This is a genomic window from Mesorhizobium sp. M0983 (genome assembly GCF_040318975.1).
Classification (GTDB): domain Bacteria; phylum Pseudomonadota; class Alphaproteobacteria; order Rhizobiales; family Rhizobiaceae; genus Mesorhizobium.
The window spans coordinates 1-14,121 of record NZ_JAMYNH010000031.1; the positions used below are offsets into that span (position 1 = coordinate 1).

General features: G+C 61.6%; 21 protein-coding genes and 2 pseudogenes. 18 read left to right on the plus strand and 5 right to left on the minus strand.

Features of this window, described 5'->3' with window-relative positions; genetic code table 11:
* The 4 genes from NKH71_RS30130 to NKH71_RS30145 all read left to right on the plus strand — a co-directional run.
* Positions 1-200: hypothetical protein (locus tag NKH71_RS30130; protein WP_352895811.1), on the plus strand; the 200-nt coding region annotated here is incomplete at its 5' end.
* Complete coding sequence (locus NKH71_RS30135) at positions 190-543, plus strand: protein kinase family protein (protein WP_352516338.1); 354 nt, start codon at positions 190-192, stop codon at positions 541-543. The genes NKH71_RS30130 and NKH71_RS30135, both read left to right, overlap by 11 nt.
* A complete protein-coding gene (locus NKH71_RS30140) occupies positions 486-671 on the plus strand; it encodes a protein kinase family protein (RefSeq protein ID WP_352895849.1) in 186 nt (61 codons plus the stop codon). Before NKH71_RS30135 ends, NKH71_RS30140 begins: the two co-directional genes overlap by 58 nt.
* Entirely contained in the window at positions 668-1,084 is a 417-nt protein-coding gene (locus NKH71_RS30145) for a phosphotransferase (RefSeq protein ID WP_352895814.1), read from the plus strand. The genes NKH71_RS30140 and NKH71_RS30145 overlap by 4 nt, the downstream gene beginning before the upstream one ends.
* A 129-nt stretch (positions 1,085-1,213) precedes the next feature.
* On the opposite strand, the gene NKH71_RS30150 is transcribed toward NKH71_RS30145, so the two are convergent.
* Complete coding sequence (locus NKH71_RS30150; protein ID WP_352496552.1) at positions 1,214-1,453, minus strand: hypothetical protein; 240 nt, start codon at positions 1,451-1,453, stop codon at positions 1,214-1,216.
* A 45-nt stretch (positions 1,454-1,498) separates the two neighbouring features.
* Here NKH71_RS30150 and NKH71_RS30155 point away from each other — a divergent pair, with 45 nt between their 5' ends.
* Both NKH71_RS30155 and NKH71_RS30160 read left to right on the plus strand, forming a co-directional pair.
* Positions 1,499-1,888 (plus strand): antitoxin Xre/MbcA/ParS toxin-binding domain-containing protein, encoded by a 390-nt coding sequence (locus tag NKH71_RS30155; protein ID WP_031195508.1) that lies wholly within the window; start codon positions 1,499-1,501, stop codon positions 1,886-1,888.
* Positions 1,885-2,403, plus strand: coding sequence for an RES family NAD+ phosphorylase (locus NKH71_RS30160; protein ID WP_352496553.1), 519 nt, complete (start codon positions 1,885-1,887; stop codon positions 2,401-2,403). The genes NKH71_RS30155 and NKH71_RS30160 overlap by 4 nt, the downstream gene beginning before the upstream one ends.
* Before the next feature lie 116 nt (positions 2,404-2,519).
* On the opposite strand, the pseudogene NKH71_RS30165 reads toward NKH71_RS30160, so the two are convergent.
* Positions 2,520-2,688 (minus strand): annotated as a pseudogene (locus NKH71_RS30165) (integrase); the annotation flags it as partial.
* 268 nt (positions 2,689-2,956) lie between these two features.
* On the opposite strand from NKH71_RS30165, the gene NKH71_RS30170 reads away from it, so the two are divergent.
* The 6 genes from NKH71_RS30170 to NKH71_RS30195 all read left to right on the plus strand — a co-directional run bounded on the left by NKH71_RS30170 (position 2,957) and on the right by NKH71_RS30195 (position 9,133).
* Positions 2,957-3,766, plus strand: coding sequence for a class I SAM-dependent methyltransferase (locus NKH71_RS30170; RefSeq protein WP_352496554.1), 810 nt, complete (start codon positions 2,957-2,959; stop codon positions 3,764-3,766).
* A 613-nt stretch (positions 3,767-4,379) separates the two neighbouring features.
* On the plus strand, positions 4,380-5,648 hold the full coding sequence (locus NKH71_RS30175; RefSeq protein ID WP_352496555.1) for an amino acid ABC transporter substrate-binding protein: 1,269 nt from the start codon (positions 4,380-4,382) through the stop codon (positions 5,646-5,648).
* A 161-nt stretch (positions 5,649-5,809) separates the two neighbouring features.
* Positions 5,810-6,682 (plus strand): branched-chain amino acid ABC transporter permease, encoded by an 873-nt coding sequence (locus NKH71_RS30180; protein WP_352496556.1) that lies wholly within the window; start codon positions 5,810-5,812, stop codon positions 6,680-6,682.
* A gap of 8 nt (positions 6,683-6,690) precedes the next feature.
* Positions 6,691-7,677, plus strand: coding sequence for a branched-chain amino acid ABC transporter permease (locus NKH71_RS30185; RefSeq protein WP_352496557.1), 987 nt, complete (start codon positions 6,691-6,693; stop codon positions 7,675-7,677).
* Entirely contained in the window at positions 7,674-8,420 is a 747-nt protein-coding gene (locus NKH71_RS30190) for an ABC transporter ATP-binding protein (RefSeq protein ID WP_352496558.1), read from the plus strand. Before NKH71_RS30185 ends, NKH71_RS30190 begins: the two co-directional genes overlap by 4 nt.
* The gene (locus NKH71_RS30195; protein ID WP_352496559.1) at positions 8,417-9,133 is read left to right on the plus strand and encodes an ABC transporter ATP-binding protein; all 717 of its coding nucleotides are present in this window, start codon (positions 8,417-8,419) and stop codon (positions 9,131-9,133) included. Before NKH71_RS30190 ends, NKH71_RS30195 begins: the two co-directional genes overlap by 4 nt.
* Before the next feature lie 130 nt (positions 9,134-9,263).
* Here NKH71_RS30195 and NKH71_RS30200 read toward each other — a convergent pair whose 3' ends face one another.
* Both NKH71_RS30200 and NKH71_RS33555 read right to left on the minus strand, forming a co-directional pair.
* Positions 9,264-9,503, minus strand: a complete 240-nt coding sequence (locus NKH71_RS30200; protein ID WP_352496569.1) for a hypothetical protein — start codon at positions 9,501-9,503, stop codon at positions 9,264-9,266.
* Positions 9,454-9,603 (minus strand): annotated as a pseudogene (locus NKH71_RS33555) (ISNCY family transposase); the annotation flags it as partial. The pseudogene NKH71_RS33555 and the gene NKH71_RS30200, both read right to left, overlap by 50 nt.
* A 103-nt stretch (positions 9,604-9,706) precedes the next feature.
* Here NKH71_RS33555 and NKH71_RS30205 point away from each other — a divergent pair.
* The gene (locus tag NKH71_RS30205; RefSeq protein ID WP_023723176.1) at positions 9,707-9,877 is read left to right on the plus strand and encodes a hypothetical protein; all 171 of its coding nucleotides are present in this window, start codon (positions 9,707-9,709) and stop codon (positions 9,875-9,877) included.
* Positions 9,878-9,929: 52 nt separating this feature from the next.
* Here NKH71_RS30205 and NKH71_RS30210 read toward each other — a convergent pair whose 3' ends face one another.
* Positions 9,930-10,226 (minus strand): helix-turn-helix transcriptional regulator, encoded by a 297-nt coding sequence (locus NKH71_RS30210; RefSeq protein WP_352496560.1) that lies wholly within the window; start codon positions 10,224-10,226, stop codon positions 9,930-9,932.
* Between the two features lie 111 nt (positions 10,227-10,337).
* Between NKH71_RS30210 and NKH71_RS30215 the strand changes: the two genes are divergently transcribed.
* The 5 genes from NKH71_RS30215 to NKH71_RS30235 all read left to right on the plus strand — a co-directional run bounded on the left by NKH71_RS30215 (position 10,338) and on the right by NKH71_RS30235 (position 13,920).
* Entirely contained in the window at positions 10,338-10,793 is a 456-nt protein-coding gene (locus NKH71_RS30215; RefSeq protein ID WP_352496561.1) for an SRPBCC family protein, read from the plus strand.
* Between the two features lie 200 nt (positions 10,794-10,993).
* Positions 10,994-12,052, plus strand: coding sequence for an adenylate/guanylate cyclase domain-containing protein (locus NKH71_RS30220; RefSeq protein WP_352496562.1), 1,059 nt, complete (start codon positions 10,994-10,996; stop codon positions 12,050-12,052).
* 951 nt (positions 12,053-13,003) lie between these two features.
* Positions 13,004-13,363, plus strand: a complete 360-nt coding sequence (locus tag NKH71_RS30225) for an SgcJ/EcaC family oxidoreductase (protein WP_352895822.1) — start codon at positions 13,004-13,006, stop codon at positions 13,361-13,363.
* Positions 13,364-13,433: 70 nt separating this feature from the next.
* Positions 13,434-13,619: a hypothetical protein gene (locus NKH71_RS30230; protein WP_156948243.1), complete on the plus strand. Its 186-nt coding sequence runs from the start codon at positions 13,434-13,436 to the stop codon at positions 13,617-13,619.
* Positions 13,620-13,725: 106 nt separating this feature from the next.
* Positions 13,726-13,920, plus strand: a complete 195-nt coding sequence (locus NKH71_RS30235; RefSeq protein ID WP_352516339.1) for a hypothetical protein — start codon at positions 13,726-13,728, stop codon at positions 13,918-13,920.
* The last annotated feature ends 201 nt before the right edge of the window (positions 13,921-14,121 follow it).

Genomic DNA, 14,121 nt, shown 5'->3' on the forward strand with positions numbered 1-14,121 from the left:
TCGGTGATTGCAACGTCACCACCGTGCCATGGCCGCTCGCCCTTCAGAGCAAGCGCCGTTCTCTCTCCAAAACTTTTTGCAGAACCTTCAGGACACTATCGAAGATTTTGATGGCATCGGTGGAGGTAGGACAAGAGTGTGGAATGCCTCGGGTGCTGCGCATATTCGAGCTCGGCAGGACGAGAATTCATGATGCATGACGACCAGGTGGATATCGACATCGATATCGCCCGCCAGATGATCCGCGACCAGTTTCCCCAGTATCGTCATGAAGACATCTCCTCAGTTAGATCGTCGGGAACCGTCAATGCCATCTTCCGCATTGGCTCGAAGAGCACGGCGCGGTTCCCACTGAGGGCGATGAATCCGACCGAATGCGCCAATATGCTTCGGTCAGAGGCCGCTGCCATGGTCGAGATTGGGGAACATTGCTATTTCCGACGCCTCAACCGATTGGGCTCGGCGAGCCAGGTCCTCACTACCCAATGCCATGGGCGTTACAAACTTGGATTGAAGGCGAGGTTGCCACGCCGCACGGGCTAAGTGGATCGACGACGTTCGCCCTAGACCTTGTACACCTCGTGGCATCGTTGCGCCAAGCGGACACACGGGGCCGACGCTTCGAGGGCAAGGACGTGGTGGACATCTCTCCGATCATGACGATTGGATGAGTGTTTGCTTTGAAAACAGCGAGGGCCTTCTTGATGTGGCTCGACTGCGCGATTTGTGGACTCGCTTCCGGGAGTTGCCATCCGCTGGGCCTGTCGTGATGACTCATAGGGACCCTATCCCAGCAAACCTTCTCGTGCAGGGCGGGCGTCTTGTCGGAGTGCTTGATGGCGGCAGTTTCGGACCAGCCGACCCGTCGCTAGATTTGGTAGTCGCGTGGCATCTTCTAGACCGCGAGCGAAGAGCGACCTTTCGGTGCGGCCTTCAGGTTGAAGATCTTTGGTGGAAGCGTGGTGTTGCTTGGGCATTCCAGCAGACAATGGGTCTCGTCTGGTATTACCATCGCACCAACCCCGCCATGAGTGCGCTGGGGCGCAGCACGATCTCTCGCATTCTCGACGATCCGGACATCTGAATCGCGCAGTCCCTCCGTCGGGACGGACGTTCGTTTCCTAAACGGGGTTTGTCTACCATGCGCCGGAGTGTCGCGAGACACCGAACCAACTGCTCGCGGCGCCAATCGCGCACATCACGAGGATATCGCTCAAACTTTTGATCGGCCACCAACCTCCTCCCTCCGCTTGCCTTCGTCTTTGAAAGACAACGTCAGCGTTTCGTGCAATTTGCCGAGTGTGCCGTCCTTGCGAAAACGAATTCCCTGGAGGACGAAGGTGACATGCCCGCTGGACGAGATCTGGCGGGTGCTGTCGCCCGGGGCACGCGTCCAGAAGCCGCCAAACAACGCCATGCGCTTGGGGGCTTGAAACCAGTCGAAAAGCGCCATATGTTTTGCACAGTAAATACGGCTGCTAATATGACAAGGAACTCCATGGGGCAAGCCCTCAAGAAATCCATGCAGAATGAACCCCTGGTTTTGTCCTATATGGACCGTGCCGGGAAAATTGCCGTTGACCAGGTGGCCGACAGCTTTGGAATGTCCAAGGGTCAGTTGGCTCAGACGGCCGGGCTTGCCCGCGAAACCCTCTATCGGCTGGAGCGCAGCCGCACGGCAAAGACGCAGGGGCGTCTGCGCGAGATGCTCGAAATCATCAGCCGCGTGACGGATTGGGCGGGAGGCAAGGAACAGGCCATGGCCTGGTACCGAGCCCAGCCGCTGCCGGCATTCGGTGGACGCACCGCCGAAGCCCTCGTGAAGGACGGCAAGGCCGCTGCTATTCGCGACTACCTCGATCACATGGCCCTGGGTGGCTTTGCTTGAGGTTTGTCGGAACCTGCTACAGGGCGCATGATCCACGTTGGGCATTCAAGCCGAGTTCCGGTGATGGAGCGGCGATCAGGGGCGCTCGATTCAATCCCAAAGGTGTGCCCGCGCTATATCTGGCGCTGACCGTCATGACGGCTGTCAAGGAAGCCAACCAGGGCTTCGCGCATCGCATCGACCCCTGCGTGCTGTGCTCTTATGAGGTGGACTGCGAGGACATCACTGATCTGACAACCGAGCAGGGCAGGGGAGAATCTTCTGTCACGCTTGCGGACATGGGGAGCGCCTGGGCCACGGCTCTCAGCAACGGAGAGCGACCTGCATCCTGGTCCATCTATGACCGGCTGCGGCCTGAAGGCATCGCTGGAATTCTGGTGCCGAGTTTTGCTCCGGGCGCGGAGACGGAAGACCGCAATCTGGTGCTATGGGACTGGGGTCCCGATCTTCCGCACAAAGTGAACGTGTTCGATCCGAGCGGTCGGCTGCCGAAAGACCAGCTGTCCTGGCGATGAAACAGGCCCGGAGGCTCCGGGGCAGCCCGAATGGCCGAAAACCAATCTTTTGGCGCTCAGGGTGAGGCCGTTCGCGCGAACCTGAGCGGCGGAACAACGGCAGAGCAGGGGGTTCGTTAGAGGCCGGAAGCCCTGGTCAGGTTGATGCGGAAGCGATGTCTGCGACGCTGATAGCGGCGGGTCATCTCCGCGGAGGCATGGCCGAGCTGTTTTTGCACATAGCGTTCGTCGACCTCGGCCGACGAGGCCAGCGCGCAGCGAGTGGCCGGCGAATTTGACGATGCGGGCCATTGTCGAGAAGCCCGGACAAGGCGCAGCAATGACGATGATCGAATTTTCTCTTCAAAGGCGGGGTTCGAATAGGACAACTAGGACTAGCAGCCCCGCCAGCGCGTGTTCCTGCTGGCCGCTGTCCCAGCGTTAGCGCGAGGGCCTGGCTCCCACGCCCTGCATCGTCAGCGACCGATCGGGAGCACGGGCTGCTCCGCAGACTCGACTTCATATCAGCTGGCGCTAATTATCGTCCCCTGGGTGAAAAAACCTTAGAGGCGACATGCTGAAACCATCAAGGAAGAACAATGTTCGAGAAAGCCGACTTCTATCTCTTTTTCGCAGCTATGGTGATCGTATCACAGTACGGCGGGTCACACGCAAACTTCATTCGTACCGAGATTGGCTCAGAGCCTTTGCCCTGACGCTCCTCCCGATGAGCAAGGCTCATCACTGCAATGCCTGCGATCGCGATGTCGCGGCTTTTTACCGTTTCGGAGCGTACACTCTTATCTGCCCGCTTTGTCATGCCGTGGATCGTGAGCGGTTTTTGATTTGTGCTCTAGACCGTAGGCTTATCAAGTTGCCGGCGGGGCAGCTTGAAATTCTCCAGATTGCGCCGAGCGAGAAGGGTCTTTCAAAGAGACTCTCTCAAGCGGGCAATCTAATCAAAGCCGATTTCGAGCCGGGACGGTACGGCCCCGATACCGTGAAAATTGACCTGATGGACATGCGTCGCACCAGCGATCTCGATATCGTCGTCTTAAGTCATGTCATGGAACACGTACCTGATGATCGGCATGTGTTTCGGCAACTTTGGTCATCTCTTAAGCCCCGAGGGCAGGTCTGGATCCAGGTGCCGCTTATTTATCGCCAAACGATCGAAGCGACGCCATCTATGTCACTGAGCGAGCGCGACGAGCGCTTTGGTGGATCGGATCACGTGCGAGCCTACGGACCGGATATCAAGGAGCGTATCGAGGACGCCGGCTTTACGGTCACCCGAATAAATTCAGATCGTATACCCGCCGCGGATCGCGACCGGCTTGGGCTTCTCTCCGATACTCTCTTTGTGGCAGAACGGCCCGAGTAACCCAATTTGGAATGAACTTGTCCGCTTGGGCCTGCCTTCGGGCGCCGGGCCGGCTTTGCCCAGCCAACCCGGACGCGAGCGGACAGATTTGGTTCCGTGGGGCTCCATCTTCGAAACTGCGGCGACCGTTTTAAAGAAATCAAAAGGCTGCCGAAGGCGTCATCTTGGCGAAGAGGCCATGATCGGCGAATCCCACCCCTCCGCGACCATGATCCGAGGGCTATCTCGCGCCTTGCCTCTCAAAAAGTGGTTTGTCTACCATGCGACGGAGCGTCGCGAGGAACATAAATCAATAGAAAAATCAATGTCTTAATGACTAGACCTTCGTTCCTTGATGCCTCGCAAACTTGTCTAGGTGCAGAATAGGAGCCGCGTCTACAACTGCTCGCGGCGCCAATGGCGCCCAAAAGGCATACGTCGACGAAGCTGGTGCACGACGAGGCATTGAGCATCCACAGCCTGCGGCGCCTCTACGCGTTGATGACCCGAAGCCGCCTTACGCATTGCCTGTTGACCCAGGCATATCTTCTCTGTCCGCACAAAAGGCATACAGTGGTATAAACAGGAGATATCGTCGGTTTCCAATCTGATAACGGATGAAGGGAGTTGAGTGATGTTCACGAACAGCAAACGTTTTTCGCGCCGTCGGTTCCTCGGCGTCAGCGCCGGCGCCTTCGCAGCCGGCCCGTTGGGCCCGTTTGTGCGAGCGGCATGCGCGCAGGTGACGACATTCAAGGCCGGCGTTATCACCTCGCTGTCGGGCGAGAACATCCTCGGCGGCAACCTGACCAAACGCGGTTACGACCTATGGGCGGAGGCCGTCAACGCCAAGGGCGGGGTTGAAGTCGCCGGCGAGCGTTTCAAGGTCGACATGTTCTACGGTGACGACCAAAGCAACCCGGCGACCGGCGCGGATGCCGCCGAGCGCCTGATCGTCCAGAATGAGGTCGACGTGCTATTCGGCCCTTACACCAGCGGCTCGACTATCGCCGTGCAGCCGATTTGCCAGAAGTACCAGGTGCCGATGATTTCCGGCTCCGCGGAATCCCCAAACGTCTGGAAGGCCAAGCCGGAATTCAACTTCGGCATCATCCCGGCCGTGGACACCACTGCGGGTAAATCGCTGGCCGTGCTGGCGAAACTGTCTAACCCCATGGCCAAGACGATTGCTGTGATCGGCGTCAACGAACCCTTCTCGAAGGAAACCGGCGAAGGTTTTCGCGACGGGGCCAAGGAGGCCGGATTGGAAGTCGTCGCCTACGAATTGGTGCCGGCCTCTGGCGACCTTACTCCCGTCATCTCTAAGATCGCAGCGCTCAATCCCGATATCGTCGCCGTCGGCGGCCATGAGGAGCCGCTGATCAATGTCGTCAAGACCTCCAAGTCGCTGAACTTCCGGCCCAAGGCGCTGATAATGCACTATGGCGTCACCGACCCGGCCTTCGCCCAGGCGCTCGCCGCGGACGCCGACGGTACCTGCGGCGTCTCCGTGTGGCTGCCGTCGGTTTCATATAAGGACGACTTCTTCGGCACCGCAAAGGAGTTTGCCGAGATGGCGCAAAAGAAGTCCGGGCACGAGCCCGACTATACCGAAGCGGCCTGCGCGGCCAGCGGTCTCGTTTTCGGCGATGCCGTCAAGCGGCTTGGCAAGAAGCCGGGGCTCACGCCTGAAGACAGGGTTGCTCTTAAGGACGCGATAGCCGCGACCGACATCCAGACCTTCTACGGACCGATCAAGTTCGAGAAGGAAGGCAACCACTACCACGACAACGTCCAGCCGGTGCCGGTGCTGATCCAGATTCAGGGTGGCAAGACCGTAGCGGTGGGGCCGAAAGAGGCCGCGGCAGCGGACCTCACCTACCCGCTGCCAGCTTGGAAATAGCCGGTTCTGGACAGGGTGGGGGCGGCCTCGTCGCCATCACCCTTGCCCGGCGCAATGACGGTGGTTGCGCGTGCTCGGAAAATGACGGACCATGCTATCGTGTGTACGGCCGCTTTGCCGCGGCACTCTGCCCTTTCGTTGGCTGACGGACGGTTCCCGCGTTGGATCTATTCCTACAGACCTTGCTGAACGGCCTTCTGATCGGCGGCGTCATCGCCACTTTTACGATCGGTTTCCAGCTCGCTTTCGGCGTGCTGCATGTCATCGATTTCGCGGTGGGCGGCTGGGTCGTGCTGGGCGGCTATCTCGGCTACTATATGGGTGCCGGACTGGGTGTCGACGGATTCCTGGCGATCCCCGTGGCCTTCATGCTGTTCGGCGCCATCGGCTATCTGATTGGGCCGATCCTCTACAATGTCCGCAACAGCCGCACGGCGCGGCCGGAATTGATGGCGCTGGCGTTGACCTTCGGCCTGTTCACGCTACTGCGCGGCGGCATGCTGACCGCGTGGGGCTTCAATACCCACAGCGTGCCGACCGTGTTGAGCGGCGAGAGCCTCGCCGTCGGGCCCGTGACGGTGCCCCTGATCCGCGTGGCCGCGGCGGTCTTCGCGATCGCCATCGCCGGCGGACTGTTCCTGTTCCTCTACCGCACCCGCTATGGGTTGGCGATCAGAGCGACGGCTGAAAACCGGCAGAACGCCGCACTGATGGGCGTCAACATCCGCCGCCTCAGCGCCACTGTTTACGGGCTCTACGCAGGCATCACTGCCATGGCCGGCGTACTAATGGGTGCAATCTTTTCAGTGAACCCGGAAGTCGGCCTGCGCTATACTCTGTTCGCATTTTTCGTGGCTGTGCTTGCCGGCTTGGGCTCCGTCGGCGGTGCCCTCGTCGCCGCGCTGCTGCTCGGCGTCATCGAAGCCTTCGTCGCGACCTATGTCGGGTCGAGCTATTCGCTGCTGGCGATCTTCGGCACCCTATTCCTCGTCCTTCTCGTGTCTCCGCGCGGGATCCTGCGGCACGGCTTGTGAGGCGGGACATGAAGCCACGCTGGGCCGTCCTCCTCCTGCTGATCGCCGTAATCGTTGTGCTGGCGCTGCTGCCGATGCTGGTCAACAACTACTGGCTGCGCATTGCCACTGGCGCGCTGATGTGGGCGGGGCTGGCCTGCTCCTGGAACATGCTCGGCGGCTATGCCGGCTACATCAATTTCGGCCATTCGGCCTTCTTCGGGCTCGGCGCCTATGTTACGGCGCTGCTGATGGGCGACAGGCTCGCCTGGCCCTTCTTCGCCACCCTCCCGGCCGGTATCGTGGTGACGGCGCTGTTTGCCATCATCATCGGCGCGCCGACGCTGCGCCTGCGCGGCGCCTATTTCGCCATAGCCACCTGGGCCTTCGCCGAGGTGCTCATACAGTTCGCCTCGGTGATGGACTTCACCGGCGGCATCGGCGGCATTGGGCTGCCGCCCTTTCTTGACGAGCGCTTCTTCTACTTCGCCATGTTCGGCGCGGCTGCGCTCACCTATCTCATTACGTGGGCGCTGTTCGAGCGCTCGCGTTTCGGGCTGAAGGTCAAGGCACTGCGCGATCATGAGCCGGCGGCCGAGGCTATCGGTATCAATACTTCGCTGGTCAAGCTGCAGACCTTCGTGCTCAGTGCCGTCACCGCCTCGGTATTTGGCGCGATCTTTGCCTACTGGGTCACGTTCATCAATCCGAAAAGCGTCTTCGGCGGCGACATCACCGATCAGATGGTGGTGATGGTGCTGCTGGGCGGGCTGGGCAGCCTGTGGGGGCCGGCATTGGGCGGTGTGGCGCTCTTTGTCGTAAACCGCATCATCTGGATGTACTGGGGTGACACCGCGTTCTATATCGCCATATTGGGCGCGGCCATCGTGCTGGTGGTGCTGTTTCTGCCGAACGGCATCGTCGGCATGTTTTCGAGGCGCGTGGCCAAGTCTGGCGCCGTGCTGGACAAGGCGGTCGGCAATCTTGTCGGCGGCGGCCCGGGACGGCCCAGTTGAGCGCCGCCGAGGGCAAAACTTCTGGCACCGGCGAACCTATTCTCGTCGTGCGCGAACTCCACTGCCATTTCGGCGGCATCAAGGCCGTCAACGGTGTCTCCCTGGACGTCGGTCGGCGCGAGATCGCCGGCCTGATCGGGCCTAACGGGTCTGGCAAGTCGACTCTGTTCAACCTGATATCGGGCACGGTGACGCCGGATCGTGGCCAGATCCGCTTCGACGGTCACGAAATCGGCGGCCGAAAGGCTCACACGATCGCGCGGCTGGGGCTTGCTCGCACCTTCCAGATTCCGGCCATGTTTGACAATATGAGCGTCACCGAAAACCTGCTGGCGGCTGCGGCCGAGGGCCACTGGCGGGGCGCGCGCGAACGGGCGGCCGATACGCTGGCGCTGCTCAAGCTGGAGCATGTCGCAGACAACCGCGCATCCGATCTTTCGGGCGGCCAGCAGAAACTGCTGGAGTTCGGGCGCGTTGTGATGCGCCAGGCCTCGCTCATTCTGCTCGACGAGGTGACAGCGGGCGTGCATCCCAGCATCCGCAAGATCATCGTGGAGGCCATCGCGCGGCTGCGCGAGCGCGGCACCACCGTCCTGGTCATCGAGCACGACATGGAAATGGTGCGGAACGTGTGCGACCGCATCATTGTCATGGATGCAGGCCGTGTCGTGGCCACCGGGCCTTTCAACGACATCGTTCGCAATTCGGAAGTTATGCAGACCTATCTGGGGCGGCCACAATGAGCACCACGCTCACCGCCGACAACATCGTCGCCGGCTACGGCAAGCAGGAGATCGTCCATGGCGTCTCGCTGAGCGCGGAAGCTGGCAAGATTACCTGCATCTTCGGGCCGAACGGCAGTGGCAAGTCGACCCTGCTCAAGGCCATTGTCGGCGCGCTGCCGGTGTGGAGCGGTACGGCGCGCCTGGGTGAATCAACACTCTCCAACCTTGCCGTCCATGAAGTGGTGCGCCAGGGTCTGGTGTTGATGCCGCAGGGCGGCGGTGTGTTTCCGCGCCTGACAGTGATGGAGAATTTGCGCATGGGTGGCTACGCCATCGCGGACCGGCGGATAGTCGAGCAGCGCATCGAGGCGCTGATCGAGCAATATCCCTCTTTAGCACGGCGGCGGCGTACCGCGGCCGGTTCGCTTTCGGGCGGCGAGCAGGCAATGCTTGCGCTGGCGCGGGCACTGGTTTCGGAACCGCGCTTCATTCTGCTGGACGAGCCTTCCGCCGGATTGTCGCCGGCCATGGTCATCGAGACGCTCGAACGCATTACCACCCTCACCGCGCACGGCATTGGCATCGTGATGGTGGAGCAGAACATCCGCGAGGCGATGCCGATTGCGGACAAGCTTTACATCCTGGCGGCCGGCGAAAAGCGCTTCGAGGGGACGCGTCGGGACGTGCGCGACGACCGGCAGATCATGGAAATCTATATGGGGGGAGCGTGAGAGAAGCGGTCGACACCCCAGCGCGAGTTGCAAATGCCAAATGTGGCTTGGCGGTTAGTTGTAAGAAGGCGGTCATTTTCGGCAGTCAATTGGGAGAATGATCAGGCTGAGTTCGTTGTCGTACAGAAGTTCAAGCCTGCTGCTCAGAACCTGAACACTCGCCCTGTGGCCGACTCGGCGAGACCTTTGCGTCGAGCAACATTTCCGTTCTCATATCCAACTCCCGTCGTTCGTTTCGTGGAATGCCGAAGATATCGCCGCAAAGGGGAATGTTCAGATCACCGGCCCGGCGCTTCGCCGAAGCCACCGGCAGGATCGTCCTTGCCAAAGCGAGCGTTGAAGTCCGCCATGAACTCAGGCGCATAAGCATTGGTCTCCTTTGATCGTGCTGATGACGCGCAGGCGCAGTGCCTTCACAAGCCGGTCCTGGAGTGTCTGATGGCGCGCTCAACACGTCCTTTGAGAACCGGCACGCGTCCGCCTGCAGAATAATAGAGAGATGGTCCCTAAATGGATGTTGCGTAGGAGCCCGGGATCGACGGGCGTCACTGCAGCACTTCTTGATGGACTATCATGTCCGCGGCCCGCTGGCCGATCATCATACTGGGCGCATTGGTGTTGCGGCCGATCAACTTCGGCCGCGTCCAGGAGGGCAAGGGCCGCAAGGACCGCCACTCCACGATGTCGCCGCGACTGCACGAACTGCTCCGCGTCTGGTGGCGTGAGGGCGACGACGGGGCATGAAGCTGCCGCAGCTTGCCTGTTTCCGCGCCGAAACCCCGGTCACTGACGGGAATCAGCTACGCGTAGGAGCACCGCGCCAGTTTTGGCGCTTAGGTTCTGCGAATTTGCAGAGGTGCAGGTCGATGGTCTTTCCGCTGAGGCAGAGCTCATGAGCGATCACCTTATTCGACCTGCCGGTCGCCACCAGCCGCAGCACGTGCAGCTCGCGTGGCGTCAGCCCGAAACCAATCTCCGGTGATGCAACTGATCTCTGAGAATCGATCCTCGGGATATCGGATGCGGCACCCAACGCTTCGAACGCTCCCGAAGCGGAGCGCATGCGCCGCGGCTGTGATCGGCGAGTGCCCATCGGAATCTCGCCACACTTGTCACTCCAGAGTAGATGTCCGATCCTATTCTATCGCACGAGCAGCCAACTGGTTTACAATTGCTCCAACTGTCGCAACTATGGAGGAAGCCGATGCAAGAGGCCCTCGTCGTCCGCCGCGAGACACACATCCCGGCGCCCCCCGCTGCGCTGTTTGCCCTCCTGACCGATCCGGAGAAGATCCTGCGCTGGATGGGAACGGAGGCGCAGCTCGAGCCGCAGTCCGGCGGGCTCTATCTCGTCAATGTTACCGGGGCTCGCGTCGCTCGCGGCACCTTCCGGGAGGTGGTGCCGGTGCACCGTCTGGCATACAGCTTCGGCTGGGAAGAGAGCGATGAGGTGCCGCCGGGATCGAGCCTGGTTGAGATCGATCTGATCGAGCAGCCGGACGGAACGCTGCTGCGCCTGACCCACTCCGGCCTGCCCAATGCCGAGCAATGCGCCGGCCATGCGGAGGGCTGGGCTCATTACCTCGGCAGGCTGGGCGAGGTTGCAGCCGGGCGTGATCCCGGCCCGGATCCCAAATACGGCCACACGGGCAGGCGGTGACGGCCTTCCGCGCGCGATATCGCCGCCCGTGAGCCCGTTGCAATTTGACGGCGGATGCCGGCTCGCAGGGCGGGTCGAACCCGGCGCCATCGAGGATCGGACCGTACCAGCGCCGGGGGCGGGGGGATAGATCGGCGGGCCGGCTGCGCATCGTCACGGCGCGGATGACAGGCCGGGCGCGGTGGCCGCATAATCGCGCCATGGATCTGCCCGCGCCTCTCGCCTGGCTGGTGGACGAGGCCGGCGCCTCGGCCGCCCCCGACCGGTTTCTGGCCGAGCTCGGCGGCCGACTTCTGGCTGACGGCCTGCCGCTGGCCGGCGGCGCGCTGACGCTCGCGGTGCCGCATCCCATCATCACCCGCCGCACCTGGCTTTGGCGGGCGGAGACAGGGGCGGTGATCGAGGCGCTGAGCTTCGCCGGCGGTCCGCTCGGCCAGGCCGGGCGCGACTGGCTGGCGGAGCTCGGCACGGTGCAGGAGGGCCCGGTTGGCCGGGCGCCGGATAGTCCGGTGCTGGGCTGGGCTGGAACCCGGCCGTTCGGCCCCGCCGAGGCTGCCCGGCTGCGCCAGGCCGCGCGCTTCGCCGCGGCGCCCCTTGCCGCACTTGCGGCGCGGGCGGCGCTGACAGCGCTGCTCGAGGCTTATCTCGGCCGGCGCAGTGCCGCCCGGGTGCAAGGCGGGTCCCTGCGCCGCGGCACCGGAGAAACCATTCGCGCCGCGCTGCTCTATGCCGACCTGCGCGGCTTTACCGCCCTGTCCGAGTCAACCGAGCCCACGACGGTGATCGCCGCGCTCGACGCCTGGTTCGACCGCGTCGCCGGCGCGGTGCACGCCTTTGGGGGCGAAGTGCTGAAATTTATCGGCGACGGCATGCTGGCGATTTTCCCGGTCACCGCTGCGCCGGCCGAGGCCTGCGAGGCGGCGCTGCGCGCCGTCGTCGCCGCCCGCGCCGGCATGGCCCATCTCGATGCGGGGCGGCAGGCGCAGGGCCTGCCCCGGCTGCCGTTCGGCGCGGCGCTGCATCTCGGCGAGATGCTGTGGGGCAATATCGGCGCGGTCGACCGGCTGGATTTCACCGCCATCGGCCCCGCGGTCAACCTGGTCAGCCGGCTGGAGGGGCTATGCCGGCCGCTCGGCCGCTCGGTGCTGATCTCGGGCGCGCTCGCCGCCGAGATCACCACACCGCTGGTGCCGCTGGGCGAACACGTGCTGCGCGGCATCGCCGCGCCCTGCACCGTCTTCACCCTGCCGGATGCGTAATCGCGGTCCTGCGGGGCGGCGGCGTCAACCGCAGATTTGGTTAGCTTGATTTTGGCCATCTAGTCGTCTCCGAACGTCAAAAACTAGGAGCAGAATAGGGGCACTCAGACCCACTGCTCCGGACTACTGCCGCGTGCTAGAGAAAGGTCGAAGGCTCAAGAACGCAAGCTAAGTCCTTGCATCGTAGTGTCTTTTCGCATTTTTACTTGCAAACGGCGGACATGAACTTAGACGAAATTGGCGGGCTCTTAGTCGGCTTCCGCCCCCCTTCGGCGTCTGCATCCGGTACGGTTTCATCAAAGATGACCGACCAGACAACATCCATCAGCCTGCGGCGCCTGACGCCAGGATTGTCACTTGGGGGAAGGCCGGACTGGCGCCCTGAGCATTTGTGGCGCAACTGCGACGCATGGCATGTGCATGGAATGGCGCGAAGACGCCGTCCTCGGGCAAGGTGCGGCAACGCTATCATGTCACGATGATAGCCATCAATTCGCTCTTCTGCCGTGCAGACTTTGGTCTTCCGCTTGATTGGCGCGAACGCGACTTCCTATTCCAAGCGCGCTCGAATGCTTAGGCTCAGGTTTAAGGTGGCGGCGCATTGCGGTCTGGGCAATCAAGGGTTGAGCCTTCTTCACATGGAGAAGGCTGATCGCCAACGCCGCCATAACGTTCAACGAGTTTTGCGAATCCGTAGGCGAAGGCGGAAAGAAGCGCCAGGATACTATTCGGATGGCCATAGGGGATCGTAACAGGATCCCACATTGGATGTCGCAATTCCTCCGCTGCCGCTAGTGCGTCAATTTGAAATTTGACCTTTGCCGTGTCGCATCCGGTCCGGGCTCCTATATGCTTAGCGGAGGTACGCAGGAGACGTGGGTCATGAGCGTGACGTCTGATAAGCCCGAGCATGTCGCTACCGCTTTTGCGAACGCTTGAAACCGGCATGACATGGATGAGTTTGCGTCTCTGTTCGCTTCCGATGCTAATTTCGTTAACGTCGTAGGTGTTTGGTGGAAGAACCGATCCGAGATCGAAGCGGCGCACCGAGCCACCCATGACACCATGTTTCGGGATAGCCGATTAGAAGGCGATATCTCGTCGGTTGTGAAATTGGCTCCGGGGCTTGCTTCTGTTCATTACACTTGGACGCTAACGGGAGCATTTGCTCCGGACGGCTCCCCGGCCGGGGTTAGGAAAGGCATATTGCTTCTGATTGTCCAAGAAGGGCAGTCGGGATGGCGAATCAAGGTGGCTCAGAACACGGATATTGTTCCAGGCGCGATCGCCCCAGCCGGCTCGAAAGGCTAGCTCGCGCCAACCAGAGGCGGAACAGGGCGTCCGCCAGCGAGCCTGACCACCAATACGTATGCGTGCCGGAATGCCGAATTCGACTGGTTTGATCCTCGTCACCGAGGCCGTCAACGCCACGCGTACCGAATTCCTGGTCTTCGCCAAGGCCCATGGCGCCATGGACCTGAGGGTACCGGCCGAGGTGGGCGTCGTTGCGAAAGTGACTATCCTCGGCTCAGGCAAACTCGATTTCTCCGCCGTGACAAAATGGTGAGCGGCGAAGACATGAAGCCCGAGCGGCTTGACAATAGCCGACTGAGGAAGTCGGCGTGTTTGCCCAATCACATGCAACTAAGGCCATCTTGGCTCAAAGGTAGCCTTTGGCCGAGGTCGGTTCTGAATTGAAGCCGGCCTACATCTATCACGAAGTGAATGGCAGTTTTACGCTTCAATATCGGCCGCAGAGGCGGATTTTGCTTTCGCCCAAAAGCCAGACATCGCAGCTGACCATGCTGAAGGTCGCGCCCGCACCACCTGCCGACCTCAGCACCTCTATGCGCAAACGTCTGGTGTAATGCCCGATGCGCGCGCTCGCAGGCCATCTCGCTGTTACATCGCCGTGACAAAAGCACCGCCACGGTGGCGTCAACCGGTTACACAGGGCAAGAAATATCTCCGGCCTTCTGGGAGTGACGTGTCAGCGTCTCCAGAGGCTGCGTGGGCGCGGCGACTGGAACGCTCCACGCCTCGCAAGAGGGTTAGCGAAACCTCGTGAA